Here is a 22,663-nt window from a genome sequence, read left to right as displayed (position 1 = left end):
ATGGCAAAGGCCGTGGGCCGCGATATCCACAAGATGCACGCTTTCGTGCGGTTTCGCGAATTGCCTTCTGAGGGCAGACGCCGTTTTGCGGCCTGGTTCGAGCCCGGGCATAATACGCTGGAACCCGGCAGCAACTTTTTCGCGAAACGCTTTGCCGATATGGACTGGATGATCGCCACGCCGCGCCTGACCGCCCGGTTCGAGGCGGGGCAGCTTGCCTTTCATCCCGGCGGGGCGCGTCCCGATCTTCCCGAAGATGCGTCAGAAAGCCTCTGGGCCACCTATTTCGCCAATATCTTCAATCCGGCACGGGTGAAGCTTGATGCGATGCGCTCGGAGATGCCGAAGAAATACTGGAAGAACCTGCCCGAGACACGGCTGATCCCCGATATGCTGAAGGATGCAGAGGCGCGGGTGCAGCGGATGCGCGAGGCGGCGGCCAGCGCGCCGCGCCCCGGTGCCGCCGCTGTTTCGACCCGCTACCGCGCCGCGATGCCCGCAGCCCAGGATCTGCCAGAGACACTGACGGCGGCGCAGCGTTCGGCGCTGCAATGCCGTCGCTGCGGTTTGTGCGAGGCGGCTACTCAGACCGTCTGGGGAGAAGGCTCTGCGACCGCCCGCCTGATGCTGGTCGGCGAACAGCCCGGCGACCGCGAGGATCTGGAGGGTCGCCCCTTCATCGGCCCCGCCGGGCAGCTTTTGCGGCACAGCATGGCAGCGGCAGGCCTCGACCCGGCTTCGGTCTGGCTTACCAATGCGGTAAAGCATTTCAAATTCAGCCCGCGCGGCAAACAGCGCCTGCATCAGACCCCGACCGGCAGGAGATCCTGCACTGCCGCTGGTGGCTCGGGCTGGAGCTGAGCTTTATCCGGCCAGATCTTGTGCTGGCGCTTGGTGCCACGGCGGCGCTTGCCCTGACCGGCAGGGATGACCCGATGACCGCCCGGCGCGGGCAGATCGAGACCGGCCTCCATGGCGGGCCGGTGTTGATCACCTGGCATCCCTCGGCGATCCTTCGGCAAGGGGACCCTGAGGCCCGGGCCCGGATGACCAAAGACCTTGCAGCCGATATTGCGACGGCGCGCCATCACCCCTGAGTGAACGCGACGTCATCCAGGGGAACCTGCGAGCCGCTTTGACGTTGAACAGGTATGAGTTCGTTTACTTGTTCTAAAAGGAGCGTTGATGATGGCAGAGGCAGCAGACGATATCCGCGCCAATCTGGAGAAGCAGATCACCGATCTGAAGAAAGAAGTTTCCAGAATGAGCAAATCTCTCGCGTCGCGGGCGTCAGACGCGATGGATGACGCGGAAGATGCCTTCGAGGAAGGCAAAGGCCGGGCACGGCAGGCTGCGTCGCAGGTTCGCGAACAGGCCCAGCTTACGGTGGGCGCGATGCGCGAAAACCCCGGCACAACGGCAACCGTTCTGACCTCCGTTGGCCTGATGGGCGTTGCAGCGGGCTTTGTGCTGGCAGGACTTTATGCCGGTGATCGCCGGCGCTGACGCCTGCCGTCGGCAACTGATGGCCGGGGCCGGGCCTCTCCCCTCCCCCTGTCCCTCCCCGGCTTAACGCGGCCCGTGTATTTACACGCGGGCCGCATCCTTATGTCCTCGCGACCAGGCCTGCCCGAAGGAGCGCGACCAACCATGCTGAGACCGCTTTTTTTCATCGTGCCGGTGGTCGTGGCCGGGTTGCTGATCGGCTGGTTCAACATCCCCGGCGCCTGGTATGAGAGCCTCGTGAAACCCGGCTTCAACCCTCCAAACCAGGTTTTCGGCCCGGTCTGGACCGCCCTTTACGTTCTGATCGGCCTCGTCGGCTGGAGGGTCTTTGACAAAACACCGGATCAGCCGCTCCGCTGGCTCTGGATCCTGCAAATGGGGCTGAACTTCGCCTGGTCGCCGGCCTTTTTCGGCCTGCAAAACATTGCACTCGCATTGGTCATCATCCTTGCTCTGCTCGCGACGCTGGTCGCCTTCAGTCTGAGAGCCAGGAGCAAAGAGCCGATATCAGCCCTCCTGTTTCTGCCCTACATCGCCTGGGTCGCCTTTGCTTCGCTGCTCAACGTCGCGATCTGGCGCCTGAACTGAGCCGAGGCGCGGAGTACCACTGCCGCACCCGGGCAGGAAAACCGGTGCGGATCATCGACCTTATGCGAAGACAGTCAGCTACCGCTGACCCTATTTCGGGCGGCGGAAGCGGCTTTTCAGCCGTTCCCACCCTTTGAAGATCCCGCGCTTTGAGGGGCTCTCGAACATCTCGTCCGGACCGTTCGGGTCAAGGATCTCGTTCTCGGCGAGCCATGCCCGATGGCGGAGAGGTCGGGGATCTCATACGGGACGAGGCTGCGACCTGGACCGCGCAGCGCCCCGACCGTGGCGATCAGCGAGCCGGTCGCCTCCAGGCTGGCGGCAACCTCCGCAGGAGTCACGCCCAGATGCTCGGCCAGCAGATCATTGCGCAGCGCCGCGATTTCATCCTTCAGATCCTCATTTCCCGGTTCATCCGCCGAAAGGATCACATCGCATTCACTGTCGAGCCGCATCGAGCGGTTGTTGAAATTCGAGGATCCGACCCGCAGGATCTGATCATCCACGACCATGACCTTGGCATGGACATAGATCGGCTGCCCGCCTGCTGTCTCCGGATGCCAGATGCGCAGACGGCCGTGGCGGTCGATCCGCTGCAACGCCTCGACCAGCTTTGCGCGGGCGGTGTCCATCGCCAGCGGTTCCAGCCAGCCATGGGCAGTATGCGGCATGATGATGACGATTTCGGGCGGGTCCGCCTCTGCAAGCCGTTCGGCAATGGCGTGCGCGATCCTGCGCGAGGCGAAATACTGGCTTTCGGCATAGATCATCCGCTTTGCCCGCACGATCATATCGATCCAGGAGGCCTCGATCTCATGGACCGGTTCCTGCCCGTCCATCTTCGGGATGGTCCGCGAAATACCAAGCCGCATCTTTGTGAACGACGTCGCCAGCCCTTCGGGCCAGCACTCGTGACACTGGGAACAGGGTTCAAGCCTTTCTCCGGTGGCTGTCAGCCAGCGCGCCCGCGCCAGATCGCCAATCGCCCGCGCGGCGTCCCCGTCAAAGGCGCTGGTTGCATCATGCCAGGGATCCGTGGGCCGCCCGCCCGGGCTGACACGGCGCGGATCATCATCGAGATGGTCGCGCGTGTCCCACCGCTGCATGGTCAGGTCAATGCCGCCGGCAAAGGCGATACTGTCGTCAATCGCCACGATCTTCTGGTGATGCGATCCGGCCAGCGGGTGCTTTGCGTCAAGCTTCAGCGTGATCCGGGGATGCGCCTTCCAGCGAAGAATCGTGAAGATCGTATTGCCGCGCAGCATCGCCCTGAAAGCACCCGTATCCCAGCGAAGCAGCCTGATCTCCAGCGACGGCGTCCGATCCGCCAGCCAGAGAATAAAATCCCCGAGCCGCTCGGGCCCCCCGTCATTGCTGTCGCCAAAGGTGATCCGCGTGTCGAAATCCCAGCCCACCAGCATGATCGAATGCCGGGCCTGAAGAAGCGCCTTGCGCAGGGATACGAAATAATCCGCGCCATCAACGACAAAGGCAAATCGCTGCGCGGCCTCGACCCTCCAGCAGGTTTCACCTGGTCGCAGCAGTGTGCTTTCGGACATATTCCCTCACACCGCATTCATCATATCGGCAACGCCCGGGCCTGGCAGAGGTTCCCTCACAACCGGCAGGGGTGTCAGCCTTCAGCGCGTCACTGCGGCATATCTGCCCCCGCGCAAATGATGCGGTTGCCGCTTTTTTCCTGCAGCAGCGCGAAATGGGGATGTTCCTGCACGGCTGCGTCCATGATGATATGGTCGGGTTCACTGGCCGATGCAAAAGAGATACGCCCGCAGCGCCCCAGTTTCGAACCATCCGCCAAAAGGATCCGGCGCGTGGCGCTGGCAAAGACAGCCCGCGCGATCTCGGCCTCTTCAACCAGCATGCTGGTCGCGCCATCCGCCGCACTCAGCCCATAGGGCGATGAAAACGCGATGTCGGCGCGCACATTGGCGATTGCGGCAAGGGTCGTCATGCCACAGGTCGAAGCGGGGGCAGGGATGAAATCGCCGCCAAACATGATGGCGCGGTTCTGGCGGGCGCGCGACGTGGCCGTGCTCAGATGATTGGCGACTTCGACCGAATTGGTGAAGACCAGCAGGCCGCTCAGCCCGGCCAGTTGTCCGGCGAGGCAGGCGGTGGTGCTGCCCGCGTCAATCAGCAAGGTCTGGCCGGGGCTGACAAGCCCGAGACAGGCCCCGGCAATCGCCCGCTTTTCGCGCAGATTCTGGCGGGTCCGTTCAGGATATGGCGCCTCATTCTCGGCATGTGACGGCACGATACCGCCATGAATGCGCCGCAGGGCCCCCGCATCTTCCAGCTCTTTCAGGTCGCGCCGCACCGTCTCGCGTGAGACGCCAAGTTCGGTGACGATCCTGTCGATGCTGACCTGACCAAAAGTTTCCAGAAGGGCGCGGATCCGCTGATGACGCTTTGCCTGCCACATGGGGCGAAGACCTTTTGTTAGCTGTTCAGAAAGGCCAGGGCTTCGCGATGCAATTCGGGCGTTGCGGCAGCGATGACCTGCTCGCCGGAGCCAATGGTCAATGCTTTACCCTGCCAGTCGGTGATAACGCCGCCAGCCTCGGTGACCACGGGCGCGATGGCAAGAAAGTCATAAGGCTGCAGGCGGCTTTCGACAATGAGGTCGATATGTCCCGAGGCGAGCAAGCCGTAGCCATAGCAGTCGCCGCCGAAACGCTGAACCCGGGATGCATCGCGGATCGCCTCGTAATGCGGGCGTTCGCTGCTGTCAAAATAGTCAGGCGAGGTGGTGTAGAACCGCGCCTGGGCCAGGTCTTCACAGCTGCTGCTGCGCGCGGCACTGTCTGTTCCGTCGGCGCCGTGAAAGCGGCAGCCATTGCCCGCACTTGCGACCCAGGTCTCGCCGAGGGCCGGCATATGCACGATGCCGAGCTGCGGACAATCACCGGAGATCAGGGCCATCAGGGTGCCCCAGATCGGCCAGCCGGTGATAAAACTGCGGGTGCCGTCAATCGGATCGACGACCCAGGTCGGAACGCCGGACTGGCCTTCCAGGCCGAATTCCTCGCCCAGAATTGCGTGTTCCGGAAAAGCCGCGCGCAGTCTGTCGCGCAGCAAAGCCTCGACCGCGCGATCCGCTTCGGTGACGGGGCTCTGGTCTTCTTTGATGTCAATTGAGACCGGCTTGCGAAACCATTGCATCCCCAGCCTTCCGGCCTCGGTCGCGATTTTGAACGCATAATCAGCCATTTCGGCCGGAATTGTCCGATTTCCTGGCGCTGCTGTAACCATGTCCGGACAACTCCTGTGCTGGAATGATCATTTTTAAAAAACCTCAATATAGCACAAATGCACAGATTGCCACATCGTCAAGCCTGCGTTACCGTTTCTGAAAAATAAAACCAATCAACAGGAGAAGGCTTATGAAGAATACTATTTCACTTCTTGCCGGACTTGCTCTCGGGGTGGCGGCTTTGCCGGCACTGGCGGGTGAGATCACAGTCTATTCGGCGCTGGAAGAAGACGAGATTGCCGCCTACCTGGAGCGGGCAGCCGCCGATATGCCGGATGTCACCGTCAACCTGCTGCGGCTTTCGACCGGCGACCTGGGCGCACGGCTGATCGCAGAGGCCGGCAATCCGCAGGCCGATGTGATCTGGGGCTTTGCCGTTACCAATATGCTTAACCCGGCGATCTATGACCAGCTTGCGGGCTATGACGCCAAAGGCGAGGACGCCCTTGGCACACAGTTCCGCGACAAGGATGGACGCTGGTTCGCGCCCACGGGCTATGTCGGCGCTTTCTGCGTCAATACCGAACGTCTGGCCCAGCTCGGCGCACCGGTCCCCACCTCCTGGGAAGATCTGAAGAACCCCGCCTATAAGGGCGAGGTGGTGATGCCTGATCCGTCCTCTTCGGGCACCGGCTATCTGCAGATCGCCGCGATCCTGCAGGGCGCGGGGGATGAGGCCGGCTGGCAGCTGATCAAGGATATCGACCCGAATATGGCACAATATACCACCTCTGGCTCGCGGCCCTGCCGCATGGCCCAGGCGGGTGAATTCGCCATCGGGGCATCGCTTTCCTACGTGGCGATGCAGGGGATTGATGAGGGCTATCCGATCCAGATGGTGATCCCGTCGGATTACGCCGGATTTGAGCTGGAAGCCAACGGGCTGATGGCTTCGGCGAAAAATCCCGACGATGCGAAGCGTTTCCTTGACTGGACGCTGGGCGAGGGCGCGGCCGAGGCCTATGCAGCGCGTAAGGATCTGGTCACCATTCCCGGCGTGCCGCGGTCGCCCCAGGCCGAAAAAGCCGGTCTGCCCGACGATCTTTCCTCGGTGCTGTTCCCGATGAATTTCGCAGCTTCGGGCGAGGCGCGTGACGCGATCCTCACCAAATGGCGCGAGACCGTCGGGCGCTGAGACACCTGATCTGTGGGATGCGGGGCCTTTTCCGCATCCCGTCTTCACCGGTCTCCGGTCCAAAGCAATTCTGGTTTTGAGTGAGGTAAGATGACCCTGGACATCCGAGGGCTGTCGAAATTCTATGGCACATTTCAGGCGCTGAACGAGATCAATCTCTCGGTCGGCGACAGTGAATTCGTTTGTCTGCTCGGGCCTTCGGGCTGCGGCAAGACCACGCTTTTGCGGGTGATCGCCGGGCTGGAAAGCTTTGACCGGCGAGATGATCCTGGGCGGGCGCGATCTTGCCACGATCGGGGCGCGGGACCGCGGCTTTGGCATCGTCTTCCAGTCCTATTCGCTGTTCCCGCAAATGACTGCGGCGCAGAATATCGGCTATGGGCTGAAATTGCGGCAGCGCCCGCGGGCCGAGATCTCTGCGCGGGTCGAAGAGCTTCTGGCGCTGGTCAGACTGGAACAATTCGCCGACCGCCTGCCCTGGCAGCTTTCCGGCGGGCAGCAGCAAAGGGTGGCGATTGCGCGCGCCTTGGCGGTGCAGCCTGCGCTTTTGCTGCTGGACGAGCCGCTTTCGGCGCTTGATGCACGGGTGCGGGCCGGGCTCAGGACCGAGATCCGTCAGATGCAAAAGCGGCTTGGCATCCGACCATCATGGTGACCCATGACCAGGAAGAGGCGCTGACCATGGCGGATCGCGTGGTCTGCATGAGCGCAGGCCGGATCGAGCAGATCGGCTCTCCGGCGGAAATCTACGCACGGCCAGCGACCCGCTTTGTCGCCGACTTCGTTGGCAGCTCGACCATGTTAAGCGCCGCGCGCGCGGCGGGGTTCGGCGTCACACCGCCCCAGGGCCAGGGCGACAGCCTTTTCGCGCTGCGTCCTGAAGATGTGCTTATCCGCGAGGATGCGGCGGCCACGGGCCGGGTGCGGTCGATCACCTTCCTCGGCAATGTCAGCCGCGTCGAGGTGGACTGGCAGGGCGAAACCATCCTGGCCGAAACCCACCGCCTGCCCGGCTTTGGCGAGGGCGCCTCGGTTGACCTCAGCCTCCAGCCGGGCGCCGGTGTCTGGGTTCAGCCATGAGCGCGGCCGGCAAACCCGTCACACGCGGCCTGGATACCCCGTTTGAAGAGCGGCTCTTTCAGCGCGTGGTGCTGCTGGTGCCGCTGGCGGGGCTGGCGCTCTTCTTCCTCTATCCGCTGGCGATTGTGATCTGGCGCAGCCTGTTGCAACGCGACGGCGCGGTGGGGTTCGGCAATTACCGCGAGATCCTCGCGCTTGATCACCTCTGGCGCGTGGTGTGGAATTCGATGGTGATGAGCGGCCTGACCGCGCTGATCTGTGTCAGTCTTGGCCTTGTGATCGCCTATGCGATGAGCCGCAGCAGGATCCCGCTGCGCTGGCTGGTCTCGCTGGCACTGATCCTGCCGCTGCTCGCGCCCTCGCTGGTGCAGGCGCTCGGGCTGATTTTCATGTTTGGCCGCAATGGCCTGCTGAATTACCTGACCGGGATGCAAATGCAGATCTATGGCCTGCCCGGCCTGGTGATCGCCAATTCGATGTATGCCTTGCCCCAGGCCGTGATGATCCTTGCGGTCGCGCTGCGCTATGCCGACCGGCGTCAATATGATGCGGCACTGGTACTGGGCGCCTCGCCCTGGCGGCGTTTTGTCGATATCACGCTGCCATCGCTGCGGTTCGGCCTTCTGAGCGCGGGTTTTGTCTGTTTCACCGTAACCATCACCGATTTCGGCAATGCGGCGGTGATCGGCGGCAATTACCGGGTGCTGGCCTCCGAGATTTACGCTCAGGTCGTCGGCCAGATGAATTTCAACATGGGCGCGGTGGTCGGGATCCTACTGCTGATCCCCACTTTGCTGGCCTTTTATCTTGAAAAAGTCGCCGCACAGCGCGGCGGCATCCAGGAAGGCGCGATCCCGGTCGAGCCCGACCGCTGGGCGCCGCGCGATATTCCGCTTTGGGCCGCCAGCTACCTGACCGCGCTGTTCCTGATCGCGATTGTCGCGGTGGTGATCTTCGCAAGCTTTGTGCAGCTCTGGCCCTATAAAATGAGCCTCACGCTGAAGAACTACAATATCACCACCCATGGCGCCTATGATCCGCTCTGGACCTCGCTTTATGCCTCGCTGATCACCGCGACCTTTGGCACCCTGATGCTCTTCGCCCTGGTGCTTGCGCAGCGCAAGATGTCACGCGGCCCGGCAAGGCTGGTCTATCTGCTGGCGATCATTCCGGTTGGCGTGCCCGGGCTGGTGCTGGGGCTGTCTTACGTGCTGTCCTTCAATGTGAAGCCGGTCTTTCCCGGCATTCTTTACGGCTCGGCCCTGCTGATCGCATTCTGCAACTTCTATCATTACCATTCGCAGGGGTTCCTGACGATGGTGACGGGCGTGCGCAACGTGCCGCGACAGCTTGAGGAGACCGTGACCACGATCGGTGGCGGTGTCTGGGCCAACCTGCGCGATGCGATCATACCGATCATGGTGCCAACGCTGATTTCGGTGTTCTTCTTCCTGTTCATGCGCGGGATGGTGACGCTGTCGGCGGTGATTTTCCTGATCACCCCGAAGCTGAGCGTCGGCGCGGTCTCGGTGATGCGGCTGGATCAGGCAGGTTCATCGACACAGGCCGCCGCCTTCTCGGTGCTGATCATGCTCACTGTGCTGGCCGCCATGGGGCTGATGCGTCTGCTCCTTCTGGCGCAGGCGCGGGTTAATGGCCGCCCGGGAAGGGAAGAAAGTGCAGCCTGACGGGATGGTCATGCTTTGCAGCGCCGCTGCAAACCGGATCTGCGGCACTAAGAATACGCGATGTTAGCCGGCACATAAAAGCGATGCGAGGTGGTGCAGCCGCGCGCTGGTCTCCTGGGTCCAGCGGAAAGAGAAATTCAGCGCCAGCGCCGCGGCGAAATTGGCCCCGGGATCAGGCGTGACAGGCGCAAAGATCGTGCCGGGCAAAAAACTGGTCCGGGCCTTGCCCGCTTCGCGCAAAAGCACGCCCTGATCCAGCGGCGCGGGCAGGCTCAGCCAGCAGGTGAAGCCCCCGCCGGATCAGAAAGTGCGCCCCGCCCGCCCAGGGCTTCAGTCAGGATCGCGCGGCCCTCCTGCATCCGGCGCGCGAGCATGCGGTTGAGGTTGCGCAGCTGGCGGTCATAGCTGCGCCCCGAGAGATAGCGCGCGATGCCCCATTGCACGAAACCGTCGCGCAGACGGTGGCCGTTCATGTAATGGGTGACCAGCAGATCGCGCTTGTGCAGCCCCCCCACCACCCAGCCATAGCCATATTCCGGCGGCAGGGTGAATTCGAAACTGCCGATCTGCACCACCGTGGCGCCCTGATCGAAATGCCGCAGTGTGACGCGCGGGCCCGGCCGGTAGCCAAGATCGCCAAACATATCATTCTCGATGATCACGGTGCCATGCCGCGCGGCGATGGCGACAAGCCGCTCCATCACCTCTGGCGGGCAGGTGACGCCGGTTGGAAAATGGTTGGTCACTGTCAGGATCGCGGCGCGCACCGGATGCGCTGCCAGCAGCCGGGCAAATTCCTCCGGGTCAAGGCCGCGCAGCGGATCGGGGGTGATTTCGATCACCTTCAGATCGCGCCGCCGCAGCGTGGCCAGCAGCGGGAAATAACCGGGGCTTTCGACCAGCACGGTATCGCCCGGCCGGGTAAAGCTGTCGAGACAGAGGTTGCAGGCCTGGATCGCCGATCCGGTGATCAGGATCTCACCCGGCTGGGCAAAGGTGCCGCGGCGGGCGATATGGCGGCAGATCTCCTCGCGCATCCGCAGATCGCCATCGGGCTCCAGCCCCTCGGCGAGGCGGCGGCTGCCGGTGCGCAGCGACTGGCGCATGATGCGGTCGGCCTGGGCGCGCGGGATCAGATCGTCACAGATCCACATGGCGCCAAAGGTCTCGAACCGGCGGTCCTGCTGTGGACGCAGGAGCTGGCTGTGCAGATCCTCTGCCCTGTCGTCAGGGGCGGTATCGGGCAGGCTGTCAGGCGCGGGCGGAACGGCTGTGACGAAATAGCCCGAGCGCGGCTGCGCCCGGCACAGGCCACGGCTTTCCAAAAGCTCATAGCCATGCAGCACCGTGACCGCGCTGAACCCGGTGATCCGGCTCATCTGCCGCACCGAGGGCAGACGATCCCCCGGCCGCAAAGCGCCCGCTCCGATGCGCGCGGTGATCATCCCGGCCACTTTCTCGTATCTGGTCATCAGCTGGTTTTTCTCAATCTGTACTGATCGAGAATGAGGGGATCTGCTGATAGGAAACAAGGACGCAGCACGCTAATCTTTTCAGGAACAGCCCTTATCTGCGCGGCAGGCCGCGCGACACGCCGGAACGGGCGTGATCGCGAACGATAAAAATTTCATCTGTTCTGATTGCCCTGCCGCCTGCATCTCCCCTTCACCCTCTTCGCAAAGAACAGCCACGATGACCGAAATCAGCCCGCTTGCCGCCGCCACCATCGGGTCCCGGATCGAAAAACTTCTGGCGCTGCAGCCGCCGGGGCGCTCACCTTTGCAGCCGTTCTACACCGATCCCGCGATCTATGCCGAGGATCTGGAACGCTTCCTGTTCCGCCACTGGATTTGCGCCGGCCATGTCAGCAGCCTGGCCGCGCCCGGCGATTTCTTCACCGTCGAATTCGCCGGGGAATCGGTGATCCTGGTCCGGGGCCGCGACAATGAGATCCGCGCGCTGGCCAATGTCTGCCGTCATCGCGGATCGCGCGTCTGTCTGGAACGCTCTGGCAATGCGCGGCTGTTCATCTGCCCTTATCATGCCTGGGCTTATCATCTGGACGGCTCGCTCCGGGCGGCGCGCGACATGGGCCCGGAATTCGGGCGCGAGGATCATGGGCTGCGGCAGTTGCAGGTCAGGATCGCCGGCGGGCTGATTTTCTTCACCTTCGCCGATCAGCCGCCGGATTTTTCTGCGGCGCAGGAGGTGATCGCCACCGTCGCCCGCGCCTATGGCTGGGAGACCGCGAAAGTGGCCCTGCGCAAAAGCTGGCGCATCGCGGCGAACTGGAAGCTCGCGGTCGAGAATTATCTGGAATGCTATCATTGCGGCCCCTCGCATCCCGAATTCAGCGGGATCCATTCCAACGATCAGTCGCCCGAAAAGGTCGCCGGTCTTTTTGCCGCGATGCAGACCGCGGCGGTTGCCCAGGGCCTTGATCTGCCCGAGACGGATCTTTGGGGCATTGCAGCCGGTGAGGGTCGCGAACCGGTCTGGTGCAAGCGCTTTGCCCTGCTTGACGGCGCGAGCAGCGGCAGTGCCGGCGGCGCGCCGGTCGCGCCACTGATGGGACAGTTCACGCACTATGACGGCGGCACCACCTATCTGAATATGGGGCCGGTCAGCTACAGCCTGTCTTATCCCGATCATACGGTGATCTACCGGTTCATCCCCCATGGGGTGAGCGAATGCGAGATGGAGATCCTCTGGCTGGTGCATGGCGAGGCCGAGGCGGGGCGCGACTACGATCCCGAAGCGCTGTCCTGGATGTGGGTCGTGACCTCCGAGGCAGATAAGCGCATCACCGAGGACAACCAGAAAGGCGTCAATTCGCGCTATTACCAGCCCGGCCCGCTGGCCGTGATGGAAGGGCGCCAGCGCCGCTTTGTGGAATGGTATCTGGCCGGGATGGGCCGGGCGGCGGGCTGACCGCGCCGCTCTGCCGCAAAAGCCGGTGAACGCTGCTGTCTGGCTGGGTGCGAAAGCAAGACAGGCGGGCCGGTAAAGATGACCCTGTAAGTACTAATTTGACACATCTGACGGAGTCTTGTTCACTGCTGAAAGCGCAGCAGTCCGGGAAAGCATATGCCTTTATCGCCGCTGATTGACCGCATTTATGAGGCGGCTTTTGTGCCTTCGGTCTGGACAGATGTTCTGGAGCAGCTGGCGCTGCGGACGGGATCCGAGGGCGGCGTCATCTTTGCCGGCGCGCCTTCGGCCCCGCCCCGCTTTGTGGCATCCGACAAGGTCGCGGCGGCAATGGCGGCCTATGCAAGCGGCGGCACCGGCGCGAACAGCCGGCCCGCCAGGGCGCTGGCGAAAAACCATTTCGGGTTCCTGCGCGATATCGACTTCCTGCCGGTCGAGGATTTCGGCCGTGACTGTCAGCAGCGCGAGCTGCGCAGCTTCGGGCTTGGCTGGCAGGTTGGCACCGTGGCGCCCTTGCTGACACAGGAGCTTGCGGTGCTGACGATCGACCGCGCCTATGACAATGGCCCGCATCAGCCCGAACATGTCGCGTTGCTGGATCAGCTGCGCCCGCATCTGACGCGGGCCATGATGATGTCTGCGCGTCTTGGCATGACGATTGCCGAAACAACGCTGGGCACGCTGGAGGCGGTCGGTCTGGCGGCGCTGGTGATCAACCGCAACCGCCAGGTGCTGGCGGTCAATCAGCTGGCGCAGGATCACGCGGTGCTGGTGCCGCTGGCGCGCGGCGGGCTGGCCCTGGCGCATGATCTGGCGAACCGGTTGTTTCAGGCCTCGCTTGAGGCCGGGCTGGGCGGGGCTCCGGCGCAGCTGCGATCCGTTCCGGTGCCGGCAACGGACGAGCGGCCGGCCATGGTGGTCCATGCTTTGCCGCTGCGCGGACAGGCCCATGATCTGCTTTCGGGGGCCGAGATCCTTGTGGTGATCAACAGCCTTGACGACCGGCAGGCCGCCGATGGCAGCATCCTGCGCGGGCTGTTCGACCTGACCGCAGCCGAGGCCCGACTGGCGCAGAATCTGATGCGCGGCGCGACCATCGGCCAGATCTCAGGTGAGACCGGTGTCAGTATCGCGACTTTGCGCTCGCAGTTGCGGGCGCTGCTGGCAAAGACCGGCACGCAGCGGCAGGCAGAGCTGATGGTGCTGCTGATGCGCGCCGGCCTTTCGGGGCATCCGATCGCGGATTAACGCAGATCGGCGCAGTAGATCTGGATCGACGAGGCCTTGTCATTGAACGAGGCGGGCATGTTCTGCCGCCCGCTGCGGCCATCGACCACCACATAACTGCCTTTGAAATTGACATGTTCATACAGCAATGCGGTGCAGATCAGCTTTGGTCCGCTGTCGCATTGCACCGAGGAAATCCGGTCATTCCACCATTCGCCCAAAGTCGGCATGGTCTGCGCCCAGACCGAAGTGACGGTGCCGCCGGTATGGCTCGTCGCCTGCCATTCAACGGGTTTCTTCCAGTCTGCGCCTTTTCCGTTGATATGTTCGTAGAACGTGCAGCCTTTGCCTCTGACCCCCGCAGGCATTTTCCCCGCAAGGCCCGGCGATACGGTGATGCGCGGCAGGTCCTTCAGCTCTGGCAGGGAAAGGAGCGAGCCGGCTTTAGGCTTCACCACCCCCTTCAGGGGATCAAAGGTCTGGGCGAAGGCACCACTTGCCGCGCTGAGTGCCAGCGTCGCGGCGACAAGAAATCTCATCATTTTCAATCTCCATCTGCATGATCCCGGCACAGGGTTCCGGATCTGCGGAAAAGAAGAATGGCTCGGGATGCGGTTCGCATCATCCAGATGAATGATGAAGCGGCTTTTCTGCCGTCTTAGCCTTGGCCCCGCTTGCGGTTGATCTGAGGGAGCGGCGGGATGCGGGAGTTCACGAGAGGCTGTCTGATGACGGCCAGCGGATTTGGCGCCGTGGCGCTGTGCCTTGCCATGGTGGCACAGGCGCAGACCACGCTGCAGCAGCTGGGCCGCATCACCGCCCCCTTTACGGTTGTAAGCGCCTCCGGCGCGACGCTGATGCGTGTCGAAGACCATGGCGGCGACCCTTTGCTGATCCTGACCGGCAAATCCGGTGGCCGCATCTCGCTTGGCGCGCGGGGCGACCGGCTGGCCATCGATATGCGCTATGACGAAAACCGCCATATCAGCCTGATCCTTGAGCAGGAGAATGCCGTGGCGACGGTCGTCATGGGCGGCAATGACGTGAACCTGATCGCGGCGCAGGACAGCGCGGGCGTCTCGGTCGCGCATGAGGGGACCGAGATCTCGCATCTCGGGCTGAAAGCGGGGCTTGATTCCGCGATCCGGATCTTTTCGACCGAAGGGAAACCTGCCGTGATCATCGGCGCAGCGGCAGGCAGTGGCGGCGCAGGCGCAGTGCGGGTGCATGATGCGGCAGGCGGGATCGCCGGCTTCCTCCATGGTCTGGCGGGCGGCGGCGGAGAGGTCGGCATCGCGCGGGGTGGCGACCCTGTGGTGCTGCTGACAAGCAATCAGACCGGGTCCGGCGGGCTTATCAATGTCGCCGATACACAGGGCAAGATCGTCTTCACCGCCGGCGCGCGGACCGATGGCGGCGGCGGGGCCTGTATCTACAATAACGAGGCCGGCCGGTGCTACGGCCCGTTCCTGCCATGACCTTACGAAAAGGAACCCGAATATGCGCCCATTCTGGTCTGCGATCTGCCTCAGCCTGACCCTTGCCTGGCCCGCCAGTGCCGACCCTGAAAGCCTCGCGCAGGGTTTCACGCGTGTTTCAGATTATGCGCCTGTTGACCCGGCCGCACTGGATCAGGCGCTGGACGCCGCGCTGGCTGACCGCGGCCTGGCGCAGAAGGATGCCGATGTCACAGCCATCGAAAAAGCGCTGCTGCTGGTCGAGCTGAGCGAGGCCCCGCTGCCGCGCAGCCGTTACATAGCGCGCCTAGGGGTGACCTGGTCCGGCGAGATCCCGGTCTCTTTCATCGAGGTGACGCGCTACAATCTCGGCCCCGCCACACGGGCCGAACTGATCGCGGCCTATGGCGCGGAAAATGTCGCCGCGCCCGAGGAATTCGGGCTGGGGCCGCATGTCAGCTGGCGCTTCGCAACCCAACCCGTCGCAAAGGCCGCCGCGCTGATCCTCTCGGCGTCCCGGCACGAGCTGACCGAAGCCGAGGCAGACGCGGCGCTCTGCCCGGCCCAGGCCTGTCTTGCCGTCGGGCAGCTGGCCGGATTTGCCGATTGGGCACCCGCCCCCGCCGATGAACAGCCGCTGCCACCGATGGCCTATGGCGCCCGGCCTGCAACGGCTGCCCCCATGTCTGGCGAGGCAGAACTTCCCCAGCAATCCACGGCGCTGATCGCGATCCGGCTGGCGATCGCGGCAGGCCTCGCGGACGGCGGCGGCGATGGTATCCTCTGGACCGCCACCCCGGACAGCGGGGCCGGGACACCGTTTGCCGAATGGATAATCGACAGCAACTCTGGCCAGGAAAGCGGCCTAGAGGGCTATCTGCGCATCGCGCCGCTGGACGGCGAGCCCGGGCCGCGATGGCTGCGCCTGACAACCACGGGCGAGGTCGGGGCCAACATCACGCTCTGGACGATCCCCGGCGATCTGCCACCCCCCGAAACCCTTATCCCTGAAGTGGAGAACTGAAGCCATGCTGCGCAGGATCACCCTTGCCCTCTCATTGCTTGCCCTTCCGCTGATGTCCCTTGAGGCCACAGCGCCTGCGGATGCCGACACCCTCTTCCGACCGAAAAAGCCTGTGATGGAAGAACTGCCGGAATTTCCAGGCAAAATCGGTCGCCTCAGCGGGATCACAGCCGTGGATGGCAAGACCAAAGGCATCCGTTTTGCCCTGCGCAGGAGTTCGAGATCACCGGCGTCGCATTGACCGAGAGCGGCATCGACAGCCTTCAGGGCTGGATCATCGGAACCAGGCGCGGCGGCTCCAACCTGCAGATCCTGCGGGCCAGCAAGACAAGGATCGTGGTGCGGCCGGTGGATATTCCTGCGGCAAAGACCACATGGCCCGCATCATCGAGGCCGACCGACCCGGAACTGCGTCAGGATATCAGGCTGATCATCCGCGATGACAATCGTCCCGGCCAGGATCTGACCTTCATCGTGAGAGGGTCCTTCTATCATTGCCTCCGGCGCGAGCAGGTCTGCGGCGAAGAATAGAAGCTGGCAACCGTTCCGGCGACCGTCGCATATGGGCGCTGGTCTCATATGAGGGCAAAGCGCCGGGGGGAAATATACAAATCCCGCGACCCACCCAAAGCAGGCCGCGAGATTGCAGATCACGGACGAGATCCGCCGCAGATCGTCGCTACATCCCATAAGTCGTGGCAGGAACAGCGTTATTTCCGGGATGTAGGTGATCATCATCAGGAAAACCAGCGCGGTCAGCAGCCAGGGCACGACCGATTTCGAAACCTCGGTCAGGCCCAGTTTCGAAATCGCTGATCCGACATAGAGGTTGAGCCCGACCGGTGGAGTGGCGAGGCCGATCTCCATATTGACGATCAGGATGATGCCGAAATGGACCGGGTCGATCCCCAGTTTCACCGCAATCGGATAGAGGATCGGCGCCATGATCAGGATGATCGCCGAAGGCTCCATCACCATGCCGATCACCAGCAGCATGATATTGACCATCAGCAGGAAGCCGATCTTGCCAAAGCCCAGACTGACGATCCAGTCCGACATATGCTGCGGGATCTGTTCCGAGGTCAGGATAAAGGCGAACATCACGGCATTGGTGATGATGTAAAGCAGCATCGCCGACATCGCCGCCGAGGTCAGCAGCACCTTCGGCACATCGCGCATCCGGATGTCTTTATAGACAAAGACCGCGATCACAAAGGCATAGACCGCCGAGACCGCTGCGGCTTCGGTCGGGGTGAAGATACCGCCATAGATGCCGCCCATGATGATGACGATCAGCAAAAGACCCCAGATCGACTTGCGAAACGCGGCAAAGCGCTCGGCCCAGCCGGCGCGTGGCAGCCGCGGATAGCCGTTCTTCCAGGCCCGCCAGACGGTGGTCGCCGCATACATTGCAGCCAGGATCAGCCCGGCACCACGCCCGCGATGAAGATCTGCCCGATCGAGGGCGAGAAGACGACCTCGCCATCCGGCCGGTCGCCATCATCCCCGATGTGGCCACCGCATACATCACCATGACGATCGAGGGCGGGATCAGGATGCCGAGCCCCCCGGCCGCCGCCACCGGGCCGACCGCGAATTGCGGCGGATAGCCCATTTTCACCATGGCCGGGATCATGATCGACCCCACGGCCATCACGGTCGCCGGGCTTGACCCCGAAATCGCTGCGAAAAGCGCGCAGGCCACCACGGCCGCAAGACCCATGCCGCCATGCCAGTGCCCGACCATCGAAGTGGCAAAGGCGATCATTCGCTTCGCGACCCCGCCATGGGTCAGGAAGTTCCCCGCCAGGATGAAGAAGGGGATCGCCATGATCTCGAATTTCTCAATGCCGGTGAACAGCTTCAGCGCGATGCTGTCCATCGGGATCGAGGTGAAGAAATAGAGGAAGCTGAACACCGTCAGACCAAGCGCGATGGACACCGGCATCGAGGTCGCCAGCAGCACGGTCAGAATGGCAAAGATGATTAGTGCGGTCATTTCGCGGCACCTCCATTGGCGGGTGCCGGCGCGTCATCCATGCCGTCGACATGACCATGCTCGTGATGCACGATCTGGCCGGTGGTGACATAAAGATGCAGCGCCTGGATGAAGCGGAAACACATCAGCGCCGAGCCGAGCGGCACCGCGAGATAGACGATCCACATCGGCATTTCGAGGTCAGCCGAGATCTGGCCGCCGACGCCGACATGGTAAACAAAGGTCGTGCCGATCCAGACAAGGATCGCGGTGAACAGGATGCCGCCCGACATGGCAATGATCGTCACGATCCGCTGCCATTTGGCATCAAGCTTCAGCACAACCATATCAACGCCGACATGGATGCCGATCCGCACGCCGTAAGCGGCTCCGAATTTCGCCATCCAGACAAAGAGATAGATACAGGCCTCCTGGGCCCAGGTCAGCTTGATCGAATTGATCGAGGAATAGACCGAACGCGCCCAGGATTGCAGTTCGGGCATATCATTGGCGCGCGCATAGCGCACCAGATCGGCGGCATAGCCGATCGAAAAGCGATGGAAGACCGCAACAAAGATCAGGATCACGGCGGCTGCCATCAGCACCGAGATCAGGACCTCCTCGAAACGGTCGAGGATGCGCAGAAACATGGCAAAACCTCGTGTCAGGGGATCAAAAAGGGGCGCGGAGAGACCGCGCCCCCGGGTTCATGCAGGGAAATCTGTCAGACGGGATTATTCGATGCCGAGCACGCCATGCGCTTTGGCGATCAGATCAGCGCCGATCCGGGACGCCATCTCATCATGGACCGGACGCAGCCGCGCGATCCATTCGGCGCGCTCGTCTTCGGTCAGTTCGTGGAAGGTGGTGTAGCCGGCCTTCATCATCTCGGCCATCGCCCATTCATTCTCTTCGCGGGCGATGGAATTGGCATAGATGGTCGATTCTTCCATCGCGCGGTCCAGCTGCTCGCGGATCGCAGGGTCAAGACCGTCCCAGAAGGCCTTGTTCACGATGACCGCATAACCGAGATAGCCATGGTTCGAGAGCGTTGCATGCTTTTGCACTTCATGCATTTTCTGGGTGAACATATTCGAGGGCGGGTTTTCAGTGCCGTCGACCACACCGGTCTGCAACGCCTGATAGACCTCGGAGAAAGGCAGCACCTGCGGCACCGCATCCAGCGCCAGCATCTGCGCCTCAAGGATCTTCGAAGACTGGATGCGCATCTTCAGGCCGAGGAAATCATCGGTGCTTTCGATCGGCGAATTGGCAGACATGATCTTGAAACCATTATCCCAATAGGCCAGCCCTTTGATGCCCTTGGGATCGAGAAGGCCCAGAAGCTCCTGACCGATCTCGCCATCGGTGATCTTCCGCAGATCGTCGTAATCCGCCATCAGATAGGGCAAATCGAACAGCTCGAACTGCTGCACGCCCAATGGGCCGAATTTCGCAAGCGAGGGCGCGAGCATCTGAACGGCGCCAAGCTGCAGCGCCTCCAGCTCTTCTTTGTCTTTGTAAAGCTGGCTGTTGGGATAGACCTCAACCAGCACCGCGCCTTCGGTGTATTTCTCGGCCAGTTCCTTGAATTTCTGGGCCCCTTTGCCCTTGGGCGTGTCGGGAGCCACCACATGGCTGAATTTGATGGTGACAGATTGAGCCAGGGCCGGGGCGGCACGGACAGGGCGAGAGCAGCGGCGCCGGCCAGAGCGGCAAGTGAACGACGAGTGATCATGATATCCTCCTCAGATCCCACCGCCCTCCTGCCGTGGGATTTCCGTTTGCTTCCTTGCCAGCGTGATCACGGTTTCGCTATTGTGGATTCCGCAATAAGGCAAGAAAGTTGCGTATGGGGCGCGGGGGCAAACAGATATGGCAACACAGGATCCCGGCAACAGGAGCAAAGGGTGAAGCGATACGGTCACGGACCCGTTAATGACTGAGGCCGCGCCTTTGAGTGCCCGCGCCCGGCCCGGCTCTCCCGATCAACCCGGGCGGGCGGCGCCGCGTGGTGGCTCCTGGGCGATGGAGATCGCGCATCCGCCGCGCAGGCGTGTGGATCTCTTGTCCCTGGTGCCGCTGCTTGCGATCATCGCGCTGGTCGGCATGGTCTGGGCGCTGGTCTGGCTGGTGGCCCGCGACGAGGGCGAGAAAGCCCGCGACAAACTCGCGACCGATGCGCTCTGGGTCGAACAGACCCTGCGGTTCCAGCTGGGTGTGGATGAGGATATGCTGGTCCGGCTGGCGCTGGATCATGCCGGCGGCGTGTCGGATCAGGTGATCGCTGCAAGGACGCGCAGCCATATCACGTCAAATCCCGAAGTGGTTTCGATCCTGTGGTTTGATGCCGATGGCGCCCCCGGATCAGCGGTGCCCGCCATTGGTTCAGAGGCGGATGCCGCGCTGGTCACGCGGATCCTTGCCAGCCCCACCGGGGCGATCCGCCCGGTTTATGGCGCGGTCGGGCGCGATGGTCTGGTGACCATCGGCGTGCCGCTGGCTGAAGGCCAGGGCGTGGTTACCGCAACGCTTTCCCTGCCCCGCGTGCTGGAGCGCCATCTGCCCTGGTGGATCGCCGAACAATATGGCGTCGTGCTGGTCGATCTGTCCGGAAATGTTCTGGCCAGCCGCCAGCGTCTTGAAGCAGCCCCGGAAAATCCGAAACATATCATCAGCTTCGATCCGCCGCTGCGGGGAACCTGGCTGCATATCAGCGCCTATACCGCGCCGGAGCCTTCCGCGCCACCGCGCTTTTCGGCGCCATTGCCGCCCTTGCGGCCTTTGCGGTGCTGGCGCTTGGCGTGCTCTACCGCTCGTCGAAACGACGCCGCGAGACCGAGATGCGGCTCTGGAGTGAGACCGCCTTTCGCCGCTCGATGGAGGAAAGCCTGACCGTGGGTCTGCGCGCCAAGGACCATGACGGGCGCATTCTCTTCGTCAATCCGGCCTTTTGCAATCTGGTCGGCTGGGAGGCGGAGGAGCTGATAGGGCATCAGCCGCCAATGCCCTATTGGGACCCCTCGATCCTGACCGAGACGCAGGAGCGCCATAGCCAGCTTGCCGCCGGCGGCGCGGTCAGCCAGCGCTTCGAGACCCGTTTCGTTGCACGCGACGGGCGCGAGATTGACATCGAAGTCTATGAGGCGCCGCTGATCGACGCGATGGGTGCGCATCGCGGCTGGATGGGCTCGGTGATCGACATCACCGAGGCGCGCCGCGCGGCCCGGCGCACCCGGTTGCAGGATGAGACCCTGGCGCGGACCGGCCGGCTGGTGACTTTGGGCGAGATGGCCTCGACGCTGGCGCATGAGCTGAACCAGCCGCTGGCGGCCATCGCCTCTTATGCGGCGGGGATGCTGAACCTGATGGAACGCCAGAAAGCCGATCCTCAGGTGCTCCGGACCGCCACAGAAAAACTGGCCCGTCAGGCCGACCGCGCCGGTCAGATCATCCGGCGGATCCAGGATCTGGTGAAAAAGCGCGAGCCGCATTTCCAGCCGCTTGACCTGAGCGCCGTGGTCGATGAAACGCTGGGCTTTTTGCAGGCCGATGCGCGCGAACACCGGGTCAGGCTTCTGCGCGATGGCGCGGTCAGGCAAGAGGTGGCCGCTGACCGCATCCTGCTGGAACAGGTGCTGATCAACCTGATCCGCAACGGTATGGAGGCCATGGCCGAGACCCGCCATGGCGATGCGGTCACCGTCCGGCTGTCGGAAGCGCCGGGCAAGGTGGTGCTTGAGGTCGACGATTGCGGCGCGGGCATCTCTGCCGATCTGCGCGAAAGCATTTTCGAAGCCTTTGCCACCACCAAGCCGCAGGGTATGGGAATGGGTCTGAAAATCTGCCGCTCGATCATAGAAGTGCATGGCGGCAGCCTGACCTGGCGCGAAGCGCGGACAGGGGAACGGTGTTCACGGTCGCCTTGCCGGCCATGAGATCCGGCGCAGGCGAGGGAAAAGCTGAGGGGAGCAGGGGGGATGCATGACCGGACTGGTTGACATCGTTGACGATGAAGAGGCGATCCGCGACGCGCTGGCCTTTTTGCTGGCCTCGCGCGATATCGAAACCCGGCTCTGGGCCTCGGGCGAGGATTTTCTCGCCGCGCAGCCGCTGGAGGATATGACCTGCATCATCATGGATGTCCGCATGGGGGCCTGTCGGGGCCCGAGGTCTATGAACGGCTGCATTCCATGGGCTCGGTGGTGCCGGTGATCTTTCTGACCGGCCATGCCGATGTGCCCATCGCGGTACGGACACTGAAGGCCGGGGCCTTTGATTTTGTTGAAAAACCCTTCAATGACAATCACATCGTTGATCTCGCTTTGCGCGCGATTGCCGCTGGCCTCGCCGCGCAGACCCAGGCGGCGCATCGGCGCGATTTCGACCATCGCCGCGCCTCGCTGTCGCAGCGCGAAGCCGAGGTGATGGACCTGATGCTGACGGGTGCGATGAACAAGCAGATTGCCGATCAGCTTGGGATTGCGATCCGCACGGTCGAGGCGCATCGCGAAAAGGTGCTGAGCAAGATGGGGGTACGCAATGCCCTTGAACTCGCCGCGCGGGGGCGGGCGCTGAGCCCTGATCCCTGAAGGCAGGTCCCGCGATCAGCTCAGCGCAGCGGGGATCCCGGCTCTTCCGGGCCCGGCTGGGTTGCCAGACGACAGCCTGCCGCAAAGACATTACAGGCCGGTTTGCGCTTTGGACCGCGAAGAATAGGGGCAGGCATCAAAGGGGCTGATATCAGCCTCGATACCGGCACAGAAACCTCCATA

The 22,663-nt window shown here is 63.0% G+C and carries 25 protein-coding genes and 1 pseudogene; 17 read left to right on the top strand and 9 right to left on the bottom strand.

The annotated features are described in order from the left end of the window. The 4 genes from QNO18_RS25790 to QNO18_RS20630 all read left to right on the top strand — a co-directional run bounded on the left by QNO18_RS25790 (nucleotide 1) and on the right by QNO18_RS20630 (nucleotide 2,094). Nucleotides 1-861, top strand: a complete 861-nt coding sequence (locus QNO18_RS25790) for a TIGR03915 family putative DNA repair protein (RefSeq protein WP_349293913.1) — start codon at nucleotides 1-3, stop codon at nucleotides 859-861. Continuing rightward, on the top strand, nucleotides 744-1,097 hold the full coding sequence (locus tag QNO18_RS25785) for a uracil-DNA glycosylase family protein (RefSeq protein WP_349293920.1): 354 nt from the start codon (nucleotides 744-746) through the stop codon (nucleotides 1,095-1,097). The genes QNO18_RS25790 and QNO18_RS25785 overlap by 118 nt, the downstream gene beginning before the upstream one ends. Nucleotides 1,098-1,188: 91 nt before the next feature. Next, entirely contained in the window at nucleotides 1,189-1,506 is a 318-nt protein-coding gene (locus QNO18_RS20635) for a hypothetical protein (RefSeq protein WP_283179402.1), read from the top strand. A gap of 144 nt (nucleotides 1,507-1,650) precedes the next feature. Continuing rightward, nucleotides 1,651-2,094, top strand: a complete 444-nt coding sequence (locus QNO18_RS20630; protein ID WP_283179401.1) for a TspO/MBR family protein — start codon at nucleotides 1,651-1,653, stop codon at nucleotides 2,092-2,094. A 116-nt stretch (nucleotides 2,095-2,210) separates the two neighbouring features. Here QNO18_RS20630 and QNO18_RS20625 read toward each other — a convergent pair whose 3' ends face one another. The 3 genes from QNO18_RS20625 to hisN form a co-directional block, all read right to left on the bottom strand. Continuing rightward, nucleotides 2,211-3,653: a phospholipase D-like domain-containing protein gene (locus QNO18_RS20625; protein ID WP_283179400.1), complete on the bottom strand. Its 1,443-nt coding sequence runs from the start codon at nucleotides 3,651-3,653 to the stop codon at nucleotides 2,211-2,213. Between the two features lie 89 nt (nucleotides 3,654-3,742). Then, nucleotides 3,743-4,537: a DeoR/GlpR family DNA-binding transcription regulator gene (locus QNO18_RS20620; protein WP_283179399.1), complete on the bottom strand. Its 795-nt coding sequence runs from the start codon at nucleotides 4,535-4,537 to the stop codon at nucleotides 3,743-3,745. A gap of 17 nt (nucleotides 4,538-4,554) precedes the next feature. Then, nucleotides 4,555-5,325, bottom strand: a complete 771-nt coding sequence (gene hisN / locus QNO18_RS20615; RefSeq protein WP_283179398.1) for a histidinol-phosphatase — start codon at nucleotides 5,323-5,325, stop codon at nucleotides 4,555-4,557. 173 nt (nucleotides 5,326-5,498) lie between these two features. Here hisN and QNO18_RS20610 point away from each other — a divergent pair, with 173 nt between their 5' ends. The 4 genes from QNO18_RS20610 to QNO18_RS20595 all read left to right on the top strand — a co-directional run bounded on the left by QNO18_RS20610 (nucleotide 5,499) and on the right by QNO18_RS20595 (nucleotide 9,271). Continuing rightward, nucleotides 5,499-6,503: an ABC transporter substrate-binding protein gene (locus QNO18_RS20610; RefSeq protein ID WP_283179397.1), complete on the top strand. Its 1,005-nt coding sequence runs from the start codon at nucleotides 5,499-5,501 to the stop codon at nucleotides 6,501-6,503. A gap of 250 nt (nucleotides 6,504-6,753) precedes the next feature. Next, on the top strand, nucleotides 6,754-7,158 hold the full coding sequence (locus tag QNO18_RS20605) for an ATP-binding cassette domain-containing protein (protein ID WP_283179396.1): 405 nt from the start codon (nucleotides 6,754-6,756) through the stop codon (nucleotides 7,156-7,158). Beyond that, nucleotides 7,152-7,583: a TOBE domain-containing protein gene (locus tag QNO18_RS20600; protein ID WP_283179395.1), complete on the top strand. Its 432-nt coding sequence runs from the start codon at nucleotides 7,152-7,154 to the stop codon at nucleotides 7,581-7,583. The genes QNO18_RS20605 and QNO18_RS20600 overlap by 7 nt, the downstream gene beginning before the upstream one ends. Beyond that, a complete protein-coding gene (locus QNO18_RS20595) occupies nucleotides 7,580-9,271 on the top strand; it encodes an ABC transporter permease subunit (protein WP_283179394.1) in 1,692 nt (563 codons plus the stop codon). Before QNO18_RS20600 ends, QNO18_RS20595 begins: the two co-directional genes overlap by 4 nt. 63 nt (nucleotides 9,272-9,334) lie before the next feature. Here QNO18_RS20595 and QNO18_RS20590 read toward each other — a convergent pair whose 3' ends face one another. Together QNO18_RS20590 and QNO18_RS20585 are read right to left on the bottom strand one after the other, a co-directional pair. Then, entirely contained in the window at nucleotides 9,335-9,517 is a 183-nt protein-coding gene (locus QNO18_RS20590; RefSeq protein WP_283179393.1) for a hypothetical protein, read from the bottom strand. Between the two features lie 26 nt (nucleotides 9,518-9,543). Further along, nucleotides 9,544-10,743 carry a PLP-dependent aminotransferase family protein gene (locus QNO18_RS20585; protein ID WP_283179392.1) on the bottom strand — a complete coding sequence of 400 codons (1,200 nt, stop codon included), beginning with the start codon at nucleotides 10,741-10,743 and terminating at the stop codon, nucleotides 9,544-9,546. 220 nt (nucleotides 10,744-10,963) lie between these two features. On the opposite strand from QNO18_RS20585, the gene QNO18_RS20580 reads away from it, so the two are divergent. Further along, nucleotides 10,964-12,202: an aromatic ring-hydroxylating dioxygenase subunit alpha gene (locus QNO18_RS20580; protein ID WP_283179391.1), complete on the top strand. Its 1,239-nt coding sequence runs from the start codon at nucleotides 10,964-10,966 to the stop codon at nucleotides 12,200-12,202. A gap of 156 nt (nucleotides 12,203-12,358) precedes the next feature. Continuing rightward, nucleotides 12,359-13,450, top strand: a complete 1,092-nt coding sequence (locus QNO18_RS20575) for a hypothetical protein (protein ID WP_283179390.1) — start codon at nucleotides 12,359-12,361, stop codon at nucleotides 13,448-13,450. Here QNO18_RS20575 and QNO18_RS20570 read toward each other — a convergent pair. Next, nucleotides 13,447-13,971: a hypothetical protein gene (locus QNO18_RS20570; RefSeq protein ID WP_283179389.1), complete on the bottom strand. Its 525-nt coding sequence runs from the start codon at nucleotides 13,969-13,971 to the stop codon at nucleotides 13,447-13,449. The two genes, QNO18_RS20575 and QNO18_RS20570, sit on opposite strands and share 4 nt — an antisense overlap. Before the next feature lie 186 nt (nucleotides 13,972-14,157). Here QNO18_RS20570 and QNO18_RS20565 point away from each other — a divergent pair, with 186 nt between their 5' ends. From QNO18_RS20565 to QNO18_RS20555, 3 genes are read left to right on the top strand one after another with little or no spacing between them, the layout of a single operon-like run. Continuing rightward, nucleotides 14,158-14,907, top strand: coding sequence for a hypothetical protein (locus QNO18_RS20565; protein ID WP_283179388.1), 750 nt, complete (start codon nucleotides 14,158-14,160; stop codon nucleotides 14,905-14,907). A 22-nt stretch (nucleotides 14,908-14,929) separates the two neighbouring features. Continuing rightward, nucleotides 14,930-15,910 (top strand): hypothetical protein, encoded by a 981-nt coding sequence (locus QNO18_RS20560; protein WP_283179387.1) that lies wholly within the window; start codon nucleotides 14,930-14,932, stop codon nucleotides 15,908-15,910. Between the two features lie 4 nt (nucleotides 15,911-15,914). Beyond that, entirely contained in the window at nucleotides 15,915-16,151 is a 237-nt protein-coding gene (locus QNO18_RS20555; RefSeq protein ID WP_283179386.1) for a hypothetical protein, read from the top strand. Between the two features lie 443 nt (nucleotides 16,152-16,594). On the opposite strand, the pseudogene QNO18_RS20550 reads toward QNO18_RS20555, so the two are convergent. The 3 genes and pseudogenes from QNO18_RS20550 to QNO18_RS20540 form a co-directional block, all read right to left on the bottom strand. Further along, a pseudogene (locus tag QNO18_RS20550) lies at nucleotides 16,595-17,909 on the bottom strand (TRAP transporter large permease subunit); the annotation flags it as partial. After that, on the bottom strand, nucleotides 17,906-18,538 hold the full coding sequence (locus QNO18_RS20545; RefSeq protein WP_283179385.1) for a TRAP transporter small permease: 633 nt from the start codon (nucleotides 18,536-18,538) through the stop codon (nucleotides 17,906-17,908). The pseudogene QNO18_RS20550 and the gene QNO18_RS20545, both read right to left, overlap by 4 nt. An 84-nt stretch (nucleotides 18,539-18,622) precedes the next feature. Beyond that, nucleotides 18,623-19,519, bottom strand: coding sequence for a TRAP transporter substrate-binding protein (locus tag QNO18_RS20540; protein ID WP_283179384.1), 897 nt, complete (start codon nucleotides 19,517-19,519; stop codon nucleotides 18,623-18,625). Between the two features lie 307 nt (nucleotides 19,520-19,826). On the opposite strand from QNO18_RS20540, the gene QNO18_RS20535 reads away from it, so the two are divergent. From QNO18_RS20535 to QNO18_RS20520, 4 genes are read left to right on the top strand one after another with little or no spacing between them, the layout of a single operon-like run. Continuing rightward, nucleotides 19,827-20,783, top strand: a complete 957-nt coding sequence (locus QNO18_RS20535; RefSeq protein ID WP_283179383.1) for a PDC sensor domain-containing protein — start codon at nucleotides 19,827-19,829, stop codon at nucleotides 20,781-20,783. Then, complete coding sequence (locus tag QNO18_RS20530; RefSeq protein ID WP_283179382.1) at nucleotides 20,678-21,826, top strand: PAS domain S-box protein; 1,149 nt, start codon at nucleotides 20,678-20,680, stop codon at nucleotides 21,824-21,826. The genes QNO18_RS20535 and QNO18_RS20530 overlap by 106 nt, the downstream gene beginning before the upstream one ends. A 46-nt stretch (nucleotides 21,827-21,872) precedes the next feature. Then, a complete protein-coding gene (locus QNO18_RS20525; RefSeq protein WP_283179381.1) occupies nucleotides 21,873-22,103 on the top strand; it encodes a response regulator in 231 nt (76 codons plus the stop codon). Further along, nucleotides 22,082-22,480 carry a LuxR C-terminal-related transcriptional regulator gene (locus tag QNO18_RS20520; protein WP_283179380.1) on the top strand — a complete coding sequence of 133 codons (399 nt, stop codon included), beginning with the start codon at nucleotides 22,082-22,084 and terminating at the stop codon, nucleotides 22,478-22,480. The genes QNO18_RS20525 and QNO18_RS20520 overlap by 22 nt, the downstream gene beginning before the upstream one ends. Nucleotides 22,481-22,663: the final 183 nt, after the last annotated feature.

The sequence above is a fragment of the Gemmobacter sp. 24YEA27 genome, from assembly GCF_030052995.1.
Taxonomy (GTDB): Bacteria; Pseudomonadota; Alphaproteobacteria; order Rhodobacterales; family Rhodobacteraceae; genus Pseudogemmobacter.
This window is presented reverse-complemented; position numbering and strand designations above follow the sequence as displayed.

Excerpts from the sequence above, each read along its gene's own strand:
- QNO18_RS25790 (WP_349293913.1), top strand. The coding sequence starts at position 1 with ATGGCAAAGGCCGTGGGCCGCGATATCCACAAGATGCACGCTTTCGTG.
- QNO18_RS20635 (WP_283179402.1), top strand. The coding sequence starts at position 1,189 with ATGGCAGAGGCAGCAGACGATATCCGCGCCAATCTGGAGAAGCAGATC.
- QNO18_RS20630 (WP_283179401.1), top strand. The coding sequence starts at position 1,651 with ATGCTGAGACCGCTTTTTTTCATCGTGCCGGTGGTCGTGGCCGGGTTG.
- QNO18_RS20625 (WP_283179400.1), bottom strand. The coding sequence starts at position 3,653 with ATGTCCGAAAGCACACTGCTGCGACCAGGTGAAACCTGCTGGAGGGTC.
- QNO18_RS20620 (WP_283179399.1), bottom strand. The coding sequence starts at position 4,537 with ATGTGGCAGGCAAAGCGTCATCAGCGGATCCGCGCCCTTCTGGAAACT.
- hisN (WP_283179398.1), bottom strand. The coding sequence starts at position 5,325 with ATGGCTGATTATGCGTTCAAAATCGCGACCGAGGCCGGAAGGCTGGGG.
- QNO18_RS20610 (WP_283179397.1), top strand. The coding sequence starts at position 5,499 with ATGAAGAATACTATTTCACTTCTTGCCGGACTTGCTCTCGGGGTGGCG.
- QNO18_RS20600 (WP_283179395.1), top strand. The coding sequence starts at position 7,152 with ATGGTGACCCATGACCAGGAAGAGGCGCTGACCATGGCGGATCGCGTG.
- QNO18_RS20595 (WP_283179394.1), top strand. The coding sequence starts at position 7,580 with ATGAGCGCGGCCGGCAAACCCGTCACACGCGGCCTGGATACCCCGTTT.
- QNO18_RS20585 (WP_283179392.1), bottom strand. The coding sequence starts at position 10,743 with ATGACCAGATACGAGAAAGTGGCCGGGATGATCACCGCGCGCATCGGA.
- QNO18_RS20580 (WP_283179391.1), top strand. The coding sequence starts at position 10,964 with ATGACCGAAATCAGCCCGCTTGCCGCCGCCACCATCGGGTCCCGGATC.
- QNO18_RS20575 (WP_283179390.1), top strand. The coding sequence starts at position 12,359 with ATGCCTTTATCGCCGCTGATTGACCGCATTTATGAGGCGGCTTTTGTG.
- QNO18_RS20570 (WP_283179389.1), bottom strand. The coding sequence starts at position 13,971 with ATGATGAGATTTCTTGTCGCCGCGACGCTGGCACTCAGCGCGGCAAGT.
- QNO18_RS20565 (WP_283179388.1), top strand. The coding sequence starts at position 14,158 with ATGACGGCCAGCGGATTTGGCGCCGTGGCGCTGTGCCTTGCCATGGTG.
- QNO18_RS20560 (WP_283179387.1), top strand. The coding sequence starts at position 14,930 with ATGCGCCCATTCTGGTCTGCGATCTGCCTCAGCCTGACCCTTGCCTGG.
- QNO18_RS20555 (WP_283179386.1), top strand. The coding sequence starts at position 15,915 with ATGCTGCGCAGGATCACCCTTGCCCTCTCATTGCTTGCCCTTCCGCTG.
- QNO18_RS20545 (WP_283179385.1), bottom strand. The coding sequence starts at position 18,538 with ATGTTTCTGCGCATCCTCGACCGTTTCGAGGAGGTCCTGATCTCGGTG.
- QNO18_RS20535 (WP_283179383.1), top strand. The coding sequence starts at position 19,827 with ATGACTGAGGCCGCGCCTTTGAGTGCCCGCGCCCGGCCCGGCTCTCCC.
- QNO18_RS20525 (WP_283179381.1), top strand. The coding sequence starts at position 21,873 with ATGACCGGACTGGTTGACATCGTTGACGATGAAGAGGCGATCCGCGAC.
- QNO18_RS20520 (WP_283179380.1), top strand. The coding sequence starts at position 22,082 with ATGGGCTCGGTGGTGCCGGTGATCTTTCTGACCGGCCATGCCGATGTG.